The organism is Candidatus Competibacter denitrificans Run_A_D11 (assembly GCF_001051235.1).
Lineage (GTDB): Bacteria > Pseudomonadota > Gammaproteobacteria > Competibacterales > Competibacteraceae > Competibacter_A > Competibacter_A denitrificans.
This window is the reverse complement of record NZ_CBTJ020000001.1, coordinates 17868-30042: the sequence shown is the minus strand read 5'-3', so window position 1 is coordinate 30042 and position 12175 is coordinate 17868. Positions and strand designations below refer to the sequence as shown.

Sequence of the window (12175 nt, the reverse complement as noted above, 5' to 3'; positions counted from 1 at the left end):
TGCCGGTTTTTCGGCATGAGTTCGCAGCACGCGGCGGTCAGAATCGCCAGTTTGTGTTATGCTTTCAATATGTTGATTCAATGCGCCTACAAATTCCGCTTCTATCTGATGGCGATCCAGCGTAAGCAACAGGCCGTTGAATTTGGCAATGCGCACTTTGCCTGGAATCGCTGTCTGAATTTGAGAAGCCAGGCGTGGGAAGCGGATAAGACGCGACATCACTACGTCTCGCTCAGTCGCCAAGTTACCGACTGGAAGCGTGGCGAATTCCTGTGGCTTGCCGATTCGACAGCAGGTTACCTGGTGCAAAAGCTGTTGGGTCAGAACGAAGCGTTTAAGAATTTCTTCGGCAAGCGCGGCCAATACCCGAAACTCAGCGGTGCGCGACCAGTTGGATCAACGCCAGATTGAACGCACCTAGGGGCGTATGACTGTGAGAAGCATTACTCAGGATACCGCTTGGTTTTTTGGAGATAGCCGATGCGGGTCGATCCACCAGTTGCGGTGACCGGCCTCGTGCTGGCCGGTGGCCGCGCCCAACGGATGGCAGGTTGCGACAAGGGATTGCTGTCGCTAGCCGGGAAACCCTTGGTCGCCCATGTGCTTGAGCGGTTACAGCCGCAGGTCAGCGAGGTGCTGATCAGCGCTAACCGCAATTTGGATCGTTATCGCCAGTTTGGCTGGCCGGTGATTGAGGATGCCGAACCGGAACAGTTCAAGGGGCCATTGGCCGGTGTATTGGCGGCCATGCAGGTCGCTCGGACGCCGTATCTGTTGACGGTTCCCTGCGATTGCCCCCTATTGCCGGCCGATTACGCGCGGCGCTTGTGGCAGGCGCTGGAGCGTGCCAATACTCAGGTTGCGGTGGCCTGTTGGGCCGATGCCTGGCAACCCGTGTTCGCTTGGGTGCCGATCAGTTTGCAGGACGATCTGGCTTTATTTCTCGCATCAGGTGAGAGGGGCGTTGCGCGCTGGTTGTCACGCCAGCGACCGGTTGCAGTCGAATTTCCTGAAGGACCGGCATTATTTGCTAATCTTAATGCGCCGGAGGATTTGGCCCAGATGGAAGCCGCTTGGCATGTTGTCGGCCATTTACTGTCAAAGAGGGTCTGGCAATGACCGATTCTACGGACGCGCGCGCTACTGCTCGACAGCATACCGCCCAACTGTTGAAGATGTTGCGCGGTCACGGCCCGGCCGATCCGCAACCAGTCTTGCCGCCTGTGGCACCCGCCCCGGACCAGCGGGCCAATACGGTTGCCGAAGCGCCGCCCACCTATCCTGACGTACCTGCTCCGACGCGAAAACCACGCAAAACCTCTGGTGCGCGGTCAGGTCATGACGCAACGCCTACCGTCCCACGGCAACCCACCAAGCTGCGGACGATCTCCCCTATCGGCGAGACGTTGTTCCGCCAAAAGGGCGTCCTTGGTGAGTTGATGCAGCGGGCGGAACATCTGGTGAAACTCACCCGGGTTTTCCGCGCCTACCTGCCACCGCATCTACACGACCACGCGACGCTCATCCGGCTGGATGCGGAAGAGTGGGTGGTGCATACCGACTCCTCCAGTTGGGCTACCCGCTTGCGCTATGCTTTGCACAATATTCGGGAAACCCTGGGTCAACAGTTGGGTCTTGAGTTGCCCAAGCCGTATATTCGGGTTGTGCCGCCCGAAGTGCCTGTCCGCAAACCGCGCCCGCCGATGAAACTGACCAAGCGCAGCGCTAAAGTGTTGGAAGTCGCGGCCCGCAATCAATCCGATGAACGATTAAGCGCTGCTTTGCGTAAGCTAGCGGCGCGCGCTCATCCTCCCTCTTAAGAGGCCGAATGGAGCGGACGCCAAATGACAGCGCACGGATGGCTGATCCCGCACACCGTTCGCGCGCTCCTTCTGTGCCGGGATAAAAATTATGTTTTACACCCATCGCAGCAACCGCCTTGAAACCCTCGCCGACCGGCTAAGCCAACTGTTGAAACAACCGTTACGCTCGCCGCTGGCGCCAGAGCTGATGGTGGTGCAAAGCAATGGCATGGCGCGTTGGCTGGCGTTGCGCTTGGCGGATCGGCTGGGCGTCTGTGCCAACGTCAGGTGGCGGTTTCCGGCCAGTTTTCTCTGGGAAATGAGCCGCGTGGTGCTGCGGCAATTGCCAGCCACCTCCACATTCGACAAGCCGGTGCTGGTTTGGCGTTTGCTGGAGCTGCTGCGCGATGTGGGGACAGCGCCCTGTTTCGAGCCGGTACGCGCCTATCTGGGTGACCGGGACGATGATTTCCGACGCTATGAATTGGCTTATCACATCGCGGATTGTTTCGATCAATATTTGATCTACCGGCCTGATTGGATTCGCAAGTGGGAGGCTGGGGAGGGGGAACACTGGCAGGCGGAACTGTGGCGGCGGCTGTCGCGACGCGGTGAAGCGCATCGGGTACGGGTGCAAGAGCAGTTTAGCCAAGCGTTGGCCGACGGCGCTTTCGATCAGGCGCGCTTGCCGGAGCGGATCGCTATTGTCGGAGTAGCGGCGCTGCCACCACTGTATCTGGATTTGTTGGCGGGATTGGCGCGCTATGCCGATCTCCATTGGTTCCTCCTTGACCCATGTCGGGAATATTGGGGTGATATCCGGCCTGAGCGTGACATTGCCCGCTTGGGCGAAGACATCGATCCTGAAGAAGCGTATCTGACCGTCGGTAATCCGCTATTGGCTTCGTTCGGCAAGCAGGGGCGGGATTTTCTTGATTTGCTGCAAGCGTATCCGCGCAGTGAGTGGGAACAGTTCGTCGAGCCGGTCGGGGCAGAATTATTGCCGTGTTTGCAGGCTGACATCCTGCATCTGCGCGAGCGTGGCGGTGATGAGTGTCCGCCGTTGACGTTACGGCTGGACGACCGCTCGGTGCAAGTGCATGTCTGCCACGGCCCGATGCGCGAGGTCGAGGTGTTGCATGATCAGTTGTTGGCGCTATTCCAGGCCCAGCCGGATTTGCGGCCTTCAGATGTGATCGTGATGACCCCGGCTATCGCCACCTACGGCCCCTTGATCGAAGCGGTATTCGACAGCGCCCCACGCGAACGGCGGATTCCGTTCAGCGTCGCCGATCAGGGTGTTCAGGCAGAAAATCCACTGGTCGAGGTGTTTTTTAATCTGTTGGATTTGGGAGGTGGCCGTTTCGACGCGGCGCAAGTGCTCGGCTTGTTGGCAGCGCCTGCGATCCGGCGACGGTTTGGCTTAGCCGAAGCCGATCTGGACCGCATCCGGCGCTGGGTGCGGGAGGCCGGTATTCGTTGGGGTATCGATGGCGGTATTAAAACCACCTGGGAGTTGCCGGCGACGGCCGAGCATACCTGGCGAGCCGGACTGGATCGCTTATTGTTGGGCTATGCCCTGCCGGGCGGTGACCGGGAACTGTATGGCGATATTCTGCCCTACGATGATGTGGAGGGCAGCGAAGCCCAGGCTTTGGGGCAGTTGCACAGCTTCACCGAGGCGCTGTTTGGCTTGGATACGCAATTGCGTGAGCGGCGACCGGTGGCGGCGTGGGTGAGCACCCTGACGGCGGTCCTGGAGCAATTTTTCGACGCCCGCGAGCGCGAGGAAGCGCAGTTGCAATTGATGCGCGACGCGCTCACCGCACTGAACGAGCAAGTCGAACTGGCGGAGTTAGCCGAGCCGTTGAGCTTGGCGGTCATCAAATCAGCGCTGCGTCGGGAGATCAATACAGCCGACGATCAACCGGGCCGATTCCTCGGCGGCGGGGTGACCTGTTGCGCGATGGTGCCGATGCGCAGCATCCCCTTTCCGGTGGTCTGCCTGATCGGCATGAATGACGACGCCTACCCGCGCCCGCAGCGGCCGGTTGATTTCGATTTGATGGCGGCCCGCTTCCGGCGCGGCGACCGTTCTCGTCGGCAGGATGATCGTTATCTGTTTCTGGAGACGCTGCTGTCGGCCCGCCGGTTTTTGTATATCAGCTATGTCGGCCAGAGCATTTGTGACAATGCGGTGCTGCCGCCATCGGTGTTGGTGGGCGAGTTGCTGGATACGGTAAATCGGGGTTTTCGGCGGGCTGATGATAGTGGCAGGGCCAGTGAGCAACTCATCACCCGCCATCCCTTGCAAGCCTTTAGTCGGCGTTATTTTATCGGCGATGGGCGCTGGTTTAGTTACGCGCGCGAGTGGGTAGAAGCGAGCCGGCATACCGGGCGCGGAGCGCAGGATACCGTGCCGCTGCTGGCAGGTGAGCTGCCGGAAGCGGAACCGGCGGCGCGCTCATTGACGTTGGAAGGTCTGGCGCGGTTTTTCAAAAACCCGGCCCGTTGGCTGTTGCGGGAGCGCTTGGGGATTCGCCCAGACCCGGATGAAGAAGATCTGGAAACCCGCGAACCCTTTGTGCTGGATGGCTTGGAAAGCTATGCGCTGACCGGGCGTATGTTGGATTTGTATCTGGATCGGCGGCCGGTCACCGAAATTGCCAAGGTGATGCAGGCGAGCGGTGCGCTGCCGCATGGCCAGGTCGGCGAATGCGTGTTCGCTCAGGCGCAAGAGCGGGTGGTCCGGTTTGCCGGTCGCCTGGGGCGGATCTTAACGAGTCGCAAGACCGATTGGCTGAATTTGGATTTGACGTTAGGCGAGTTTCGTTTGACCGACCGGTTAACCGGGCTGACGCCGAAAGGCTGGGTGGGTTATCGGCTGGCGGGGATGAAAGCCGCCGATTATCTGAATCTGTGGCTGCATCATCTGGCGTTGAATGTGATGTCTCCGCCGGGTGTCTTATTGCAAAGTCATTGGATTGCGGAAGACAAAGATGTGATCTTGGAGCCGGTTGCAGAGCCGGAACCACAACTTCGGGCGCTGTTGGATTTGTATTGGCAAGGATCGCGGCGGTTAGTGCATTTCTTCCCAAAAAGCGCACTGGCCTATGTCCAGCAATTGCGCAAGGAACCCAATTCAGACAAGGCCGCGCGCCTGGCTCACATGGCTTGGGAAGGAAGCGACTATCGAGAGGGTTCGGCGGAACGGGATGACCCGTATTATCAATTGGCGTTACGCGATACCGATCCGCTGAATAAAGAGTTTGAGGCGCTGGCGATGGCGGTTTTTGAGCCGTTGTTTACGCATGTGCGGGTGGAGGATGAAGAATAACGATCAGGTGACTGATTTCTGGCAGTAATCTATTTTTTCGGATGATGATCATTAGTCATGCTGGGAATTTTGCCTTTTATCTGAATACAGCTTGCTGGCTTTTCTCAGAATAATTAAGGATAAAAACTAATGTTAGAACATCATATTTCTATGGTAAAGCTCAATAAAGTCGGACATTTTCTTACAATTGGCTTTGGCTTATTACTTATTGTGATGAATTTATATTTCTACCACCTTCGCTGCGAATTCAGCCCACCGGTTTCAGCGGCAGGTATTTTCATAGGAGTATTTTTTCAAATTATAGCAGTAATGCTTTTTTCCGGATTTTTGCAGTATTTTCAAGCTACAACTTTAATCCCAAGAGTTTGCGAAAAAGAGTATAGATTTTATCTAAAAAAATCGATTTTAGGTTTCTTCTTCCTCATGCTTTTTGGGCTTGGGATAAACTATCAAGCATTATTGTCAAGTGATACTTTCGGAAAGCGTGGGTCAACATCAGTAGGGAGAGTATGCTTTGATCCATACACCTTAAACCTATGCCGACAACAATCCTCTGCCCATTCCCAGCCTAACCGGTGCGTGTTATAGCCGGCTGGGTTTCAGGGGGCTTACGGTCCTCTGACGGCTGATCTCGGTTATTACACTTTAGGCCAAATACTTGGCGGATGAATGCAAGATTATGAAAGACCATCATGCGTATTGAAACTGAGTTGGATGAGATACACGCCAAGCGTCTGTTAGAGCTTCAACATCACTCTAATAAATCACTGCCACAATTAGTAGCAGATATTTTGATAAAGGCTCTTGATGAAACGACATTTCCACCGGAAACCGAAGGCCAAAAAGTGTTGCGAATTCTTAAGGAGCATGACCTGCTGGGGTGTATGGAAGGAGATGGCCGCCTTGCCGTGGACTACAAAAAATACTTGTGGGGCCAGGAATGATTATGATGGATAAGGCGTTTTGAGCCTCATTATTTGTGACAATGGGATAATGATCCTACTCGTTAAGTGGGCCATTCTTTCATATCGCTTCGGCTCATCAGCAGCTTGAAAGCAACTCCGGTGCGTAACATGCAACACCTCGATCCGCTTTACATCCCTCTGGCCGGTTTCAACCTCATCGAAGCCAGTGCCGGAACCGGTAAGACCTACACCATCACCGGGCTGTATCTACGGCTGGTGGTTGAGGCCGGGATTCCGGTTGACCGTATTTTGGTGGTCACGTACACCAACGCCGCCACCAAGGAATTACGGGATCGTATCCGTGAGCGTTTAGCGCAAATCCGCCGCGCTTTTCTGGATGGTCGTGCTTCGGAAGACGATGAACTAGCCACCCGTCTGCTCGATTTATCCCCTGATCGGGAGATCGCTATCCGCCGTTTGACCAACGCCGCGCGCGGTTTTGACGAAGCCGCCATCTTCACCATCCACGGATTTTGCAAGCGGGTGCTGGGCGATAACGCCTTCGAGAGTGGCCTGTCCTTCGACACGGAACTGCTGGCCGACACCAGCGATTTGCTGGGTGAAATCGTCGATGATTTCTGGCGGCGGGAGTTCTACGCCGCCTCGCCGCTGGTCGTGCAGTATTTTCTTGATCAACGCGCCAGCCCAGAGCAATTGCGCGGCCAGATTGAGCGCTATTTAGGTAAACCCTACCTGCAAATCACCACGCCGAGCGGTGAAGCCGACGGCCGGGTGCTCGAACAAGCGTTCAGCGCCGCCTTTCAACAGGCGCGGCAGTTGTGGCTGGAGGAGCGCGCCCAGATCGAAGAATTATTGCTGAAATCGCCTGCGCTCAATCGGCAAAAATACAGCCTGAAATCCTTGCCCGGTTGGCTGGAAGTGATGAATGCCTATCTGACAGTGGATCTACCGAAAATTGCCCTGTTCGAGAAATTCGACAAATTCACCACGGCAACGCTGCAAGACAAAGCCTCGCTCAAACAGGGCAAGATTGCGCCCCAACATCCGTTTTTTGATGCCTGCCAAACTCTAAAAACCGCTTGCGAGACGCTGGCTGATTACTGCCGCCATCAGGTACCGGTCAAGCTGCTGGCTTGGTGTAATGCCGAACTGGCCACACGCAAACGCCAACAGCAGGTGCAATCCTACGACGATCTGCTGCTCAATCTACACGCCGCCTTGCGCCATCCCCGCCAAGGCATCGCTCTGACCGAGAGCTTGCGGCGACGCTATGCGGCAGCTTTGATCGACGAATTTCAGGATACCGATCCGGTGCAGTACGACATTTTTCGGCATATCTATGCGGATACCGGCAAGCCGGTGTTTCTGGTCGGCGATCCCAAACAGGCGATTTACAGCTTTCGTGGGGCGGACATCTTTGCCTACCTGACCGCTCGGCGTGATACGCCGCGCCATTACACCCTGGATGTCAACTGGCGTTCTGATGCCCGCTTGTTGACTGCCCTGAACGCTGTATTCGGCGCCACCCGGCAACCAACTTTTTTGTTTGACGGTATTCCGTTCCATCCGGCTCGGCCGGCCGGTAGCAAACGTCCAGAGCATCTTTGGCTGCACCGGCGATTGGAACCGGCGCTGCATCTGTGGTTGCTGGAACCCAGCAGCGAATCCGCCGTTCCCAAAGGCATGGCCGGTGAACAGGCCGTGTGCGCGACCGCTGCTGAAATCGCCCATCTGCTCAATCTCGGTGCTCGCAATCAGGCGCGCATCGGTGAGCAGCCGGACGGTGAAGGCAGCCGCCCGTTGGCCGGTGGTGATATCGCTGTGTTGGTGCGCAGCCACTGGCAGGGACGGATGATCCGTAATCAGTTGCTGCGACTTGGCGTTCCCAGCGTCCAGCACGCCGATGACAGTGTGTTCTGGTCCCAGGAAGCGCAACAGCTCGCCTGGTTGCTGGCGGCTGTAGCTGAGCCGGGTAACGAGGGCTGGGTGCGGGCGATGCTAGCGTCTGATCTGTGCGGCTTGAGCGGGGAAGAACTGTACCGCTTGCGTGAGGACGAGCGGGCCTGGGCGCAGTGGCTGCAAAAATTACAGGATTATCGGCAAACCTGGCTCGAACACGGTTTCATGCGCTTTTTCCGCGCCTGGCTGATGGCGGAGGGCGTGCCGCAGCGGTTGCTGGCCTTTCGTGATGGCGACCGGCGCTTGACCAATCTGCTGCATCTGGCCGAACTGCTGCATCTCGCCAGCCGCACCCATCCTGGCCTGAGCGGTTTGCTGAAATGGCTGGGTGAACAGCGCCGTGCCCCCGGCAATCAGGATGAGGCGCAGCAACTGCGGCTGGAGAGTGACGAGAATCTGGTCAAGATCGTCACTGTCCACAAAAGCAAGGGACTGGAGTATCCGGTGGTGTTCTGTCCGTTTTTGTGGGACGGCAAATTGCGCACCGAAGAAAAAGCCAACGAAACCTTGCTCTATCATGACCCGGCAGACCCTAGCCGAACCTTTCTAGCCTTTGGCGCCAGCGAGGATGCCGAAGCGCGCGAGCACGCCCGCCGCGAGGAGATGGCTGAGAATTTGCGGCTGTTCTATGTGGCGCTGACCCGCGCTAAACAGCGCTGCTATCTGGTGTGGGGCAAGATCAAAGCGGCGGAAACCGCGCCAGCGGCTTGGCTCCTGCACGGGCCGCCAGTGGTTGGCCCTGCACAAGATCCGCTCGAAGTCACTAAACAGCGCTTCAAGGAGATGACGGCCGAAGCCGTGTTGGGTGATTTGCACACCGCGCTGGCCGGAGCCGGTGATACGGTCGCGGTCGCCCCGTTGCCGTGGGCTGCGGGAGAACGCTATCAACCACCCGCCGTACCTGAACCGGACTTGGCGGCGCGGGTTTTTGCAGGCTCGATGCGTGAATCCTGGCAGGTCGGTAGTTTTACCGCATTGGCGGCGGGGCAGGGTGGCGAATTACCGGATTACGACATGGCCACGGCCGTGCCAGTGGTTGTGGCAACCGCAGAGCCACCGGCCGCAGTTCCTGGCTTGAGCATTTTCGAGTTCCCGCGCGGGGCTAAAGCTGGCACCTGTTTGCACGCGCTGTTCGAGCGCCTGGATTTTACCGAGTACAACCGTGAACCGCTGGAAGCGCTGGTGGAACGGACCTTGAACGGCCATGGATTTGACGCAGCCACCTGGACGCCGGTCGTAGCGGACATGGTGCAACGGGTGCTGGCTACACCGCTGGATCACAGCAACATTTGCCTGGCAGCCGTCGGCTTGGAGCAACGGCTGAACGAGTTGGAATTTTATTATTCGCTCGCCCATCTGCGCCCCGATCATCTGCGGCGGGTGTTGGAACTGCATGGCCAGGACAGCGGCCCCCTTCAGGACATGATCGAGACCTTAGAATTCACGCCCTTGCGCGGTTATATGAAGGGCTACATCGACTTGGTGTTTGAAAGCGGTGGTCGTTTCTACTTGGCCGATTACAAATCCAACTGGTTGGGGGCAGAGGTGGCTGCTTACCGGCGCTCGCGCCTGGATGAGGCGATGGCGCGCGAGTCTTACGGCTTGCAATATTTGATTTACACCGTAGCGCTGCACCGCTATCTGCGGCTGCGGGTGCCCAATTATCACTATGATCGGCATTTCGGCGGGGTTTTCTACTTGTTTTTACGGGGGATGGACCCCGCTTGGGGCGAGGATTATGGGGTGTTTCGTGACCGGCCACCCGCTGAACTGATACGGGCGCTCGATGTGTTGATGGCAACCGGGACGGTGACGGCATGAGCGGCGTCAGTGCGATTCCCAACCTGGCCGATCCGCTGCCGCTGTTACGGGAACAGGGCGTGCTGACCGATCTTGATATCCATTTCGCCCGCTTAATGGGGCGCTTGGCTGGCCCTGTCTCCCCAGAGAATGGGCTAGCGGTTAAGGGCAGGCTGGAGCTGGCGGCGGCACTGGCCAGTCATGCCACCGGCCAGGGTGATATCTGCGTCAATCTCCGGCAATGGACGCGGCGCTGGCAGGCGAGTATGGCGGAAAGCGTCGGCTTTGCCCCACCACCTATCAGTGACTGGCTGGAAGGTTTGCGCGTCAGTCCGGTGGTCGGGCGACCGGGCCAGCGGCAACCACTGATTCTGGATCGGCGGGGCCGATTGTATCTGTACCGCTATTGGGGCTATGAGCAGCAGTTGGCGGCGGATTTGCTTGAGCGCGCGAGTGCCGAGGTCGAGGTGACGGATGAAGCGCGCTTGCAGGCCGATCTCAATCGGCTGTTCCCACGTCCGCCGCAACTGGAGGGACCGGATTGGCAGAAGGTCGCGGCGGCGGTGGCGGCGCTGAAACGGTTGTGCGTGATTTCCGGCGGGCCGGGTACTGGTAAAACCAGCACCGTGTTGCGGATTCTGGCGCTGCTCAGCGGTCAGACCGACCGGCCGTTGCGCATCGCCTTGGCCGCGCCCACCGGCAAGGCGGCAGCGCGTTTGCAGGAGTCAATCCGCGCGGCCAAGCCAGGCTTGGGGCTGGCCTCGGAACACGCTGCGCAAATTCCCGATGAGGCGTCCACGCTGCACCGCTTGTTGGGGAGTCGGCCGGATTCGGTGTATTTCCGCTACAACGCCGACAATCCGCTGCCGCTGGATTTATTGGTGGTCGATGAGGTGTCGATGGTGGGGCTGGCGCTGATGGCCAAGACCCTGGAGGCACTGCCGCCAGAGGCACGGTTGATTCTGCTGGGCGATAAGGATCAATTGGCGTCGGTGGAAGCGGGGTCAGTGCTGGGCGAAATCTGCGCCCGCGCCGGTCGGTTTTCGCCCGCGTTCCAAGCCAAGCTGGTGCAACTGACCGGTGAGAAATTACCGGAGGGTCGGGATGCGGTTTCACCTTTGACCGATGCCATCGTGTTGCTGCGCTACAGCTTCCGCTTTGGGGCAACCAGCGGGATTGGCGCGCTGGCCCGTGCGGTCAATCGGGGCCAATCGGCCGAAGCGGTCGGGTTACTGGCGCAGGGCCGCTATGGCGATATCGGCTGGCGGTTGCTGGCCGATTCGGCGGGATTGCCGGAGCAATTGGCAACACCGGTGGTGGCGGGCTTTGCCCCTTATCTCCATGCGGTGCGAGAACAAGCTGCGCCCAGTGACGTGTTTACGCACTTCAATCGGTTTCGGGTGTTATCGGCGCTGCGCAGCGGGCCGTTTGGGGTTGAAGCCTTGAATCGGCTGTGTGAGACGGTGCTGCACAACCGAGGTTTGCTGGATAGCCGTCAGCCCTGGTATGTGGGTCGGCCGGTGATGATCGTGCGCAATGATTACAACTTGCGGCTGTTCAATGGTGATATCGGCATTGCCTTGCCGGACCCTAATGAGCCGGAGCGGGTGAAGGTGTTTTTCCTGGGCAGTGATGGCTTATTGCGCAGTTTCGCACCGGCGCGTTTGCCGGAGCATGAGACCGTTTACGCGATGACGGTCCACAAAAGTCAGGGGTCGGAATTCGAACGGATTTTGGTGGTGACGCCCAATGAACCCTCGCCGGTCTTAAGTCGAGAACTGATTTATACGGCACTGACCCGTGCGAAAGCTGAGGCGAGTTTTTATGGTGTTCCGGCCGTGTTCGCGGGCGCGGTGGAACGCCGCTTGCAGCGCTCGTCGGGCCTGCGGGATCGGTTGTGGGTGGAACCGGGATCGGGCAGTCGTCTCTAGTACTTACCCATGGCCAGCCGCAGAGACGACCCTATTGGGCTATTTTGCCGATCCTATCTTGAATGCGAGATGGTTTTCTCGGTGACGCCAGTGATTGTCACTGTGCCGTTGGGCGCGACTTTCACTTCGTAGGTACGGACATCTTCACGCTCTTCCTGGAGGAGATGGACTGAATAAGTGCTGGTTGAATTCTGCACGATCCGACTAATTCCGCCGCCACCACGCAGGGAATAGTTCTTATCCACATCGTCCAGAATCGCTTGGTAAACACAAACGGATTGTTTGATTGCGTCCATCTTACAGTTCCTCGTTGCTACGGCGTCGCCGCCTGCTTTTTTCGACGGTGAAAATCCGCTCAGCCAGAAGATCGCCGTCAGCGCAACGGCGAAGGCTATGATCCTGTTTCTGAACGTCATAACG

The 12175-nt window shown here is 58.0% G+C and carries 9 protein-coding genes; 8 read left to right on the top strand and 1 reads right to left on the bottom strand.

Translation table 11 applies throughout. The annotated features are described in order from the left end of the window. Positions 1–15 precede the first annotated feature (15 nt). The 8 genes from BN873_RS00075 to recD all read left to right on the top strand — a co-directional run bounded on the left by BN873_RS00075 (position 16) and on the right by recD (position 11755). On the top strand, positions 16–411 hold the full coding sequence (locus BN873_RS00075; RefSeq protein ID WP_139031611.1) for a helix-turn-helix domain-containing protein: 396 nt from the start codon (positions 16–18) through the stop codon (positions 409–411). 69 nt (positions 412–480) lie between these two features. Then, the gene (mobA, locus tag BN873_RS00070; protein ID WP_048669825.1) at positions 481–1119 is read left to right on the top strand and encodes a molybdenum cofactor guanylyltransferase MobA; all 639 of its coding nucleotides are present in this window, start codon (positions 481–483) and stop codon (positions 1117–1119) included. Beyond that, the gene (locus tag BN873_RS00065) at positions 1116–1820 is read left to right on the top strand and encodes a DciA family protein (protein WP_048669824.1); all 705 of its coding nucleotides are present in this window, start codon (positions 1116–1118) and stop codon (positions 1818–1820) included. Before mobA ends, BN873_RS00065 begins: the two co-directional genes overlap by 4 nt. Before the next feature lie 91 nt (positions 1821–1911). Continuing rightward, the gene (gene recC / locus BN873_RS00060; protein ID WP_082160998.1) at positions 1912–5139 is read left to right on the top strand and encodes an exodeoxyribonuclease V subunit gamma; all 3228 of its coding nucleotides are present in this window, start codon (positions 1912–1914) and stop codon (positions 5137–5139) included. Between the two features lie 129 nt (positions 5140–5268). Continuing rightward, entirely contained in the window at positions 5269–5727 is a 459-nt protein-coding gene (locus tag BN873_RS19965) for a hypothetical protein (protein WP_139031610.1), read from the top strand. Between the two features lie 104 nt (positions 5728–5831). Continuing rightward, positions 5832–6083 (top strand): hypothetical protein, encoded by a 252-nt coding sequence (locus BN873_RS00055; protein WP_048669822.1) that lies wholly within the window; start codon positions 5832–5834, stop codon positions 6081–6083. A gap of 129 nt (positions 6084–6212) precedes the next feature. Then, the gene (gene recB, locus BN873_RS00050; protein WP_048669821.1) at positions 6213–9845 is read left to right on the top strand and encodes an exodeoxyribonuclease V subunit beta; all 3633 of its coding nucleotides are present in this window, start codon (positions 6213–6215) and stop codon (positions 9843–9845) included. Then, positions 9842–11755: an exodeoxyribonuclease V subunit alpha gene (gene recD / locus BN873_RS00045; protein WP_053085181.1), complete on the top strand. Its 1914-nt coding sequence runs from the start codon at positions 9842–9844 to the stop codon at positions 11753–11755. Before recB ends, recD begins: the two co-directional genes overlap by 4 nt. A gap of 53 nt (positions 11756–11808) precedes the next feature. Here recD and BN873_RS00040 read toward each other — a convergent pair whose 3' ends face one another. Further along, positions 11809–12171 (bottom strand): hypothetical protein, encoded by a 363-nt coding sequence (locus BN873_RS00040; RefSeq protein ID WP_048669820.1) that lies wholly within the window; start codon positions 12169–12171, stop codon positions 11809–11811. Between the last annotated feature and the right edge of the window lie 4 nt (positions 12172–12175).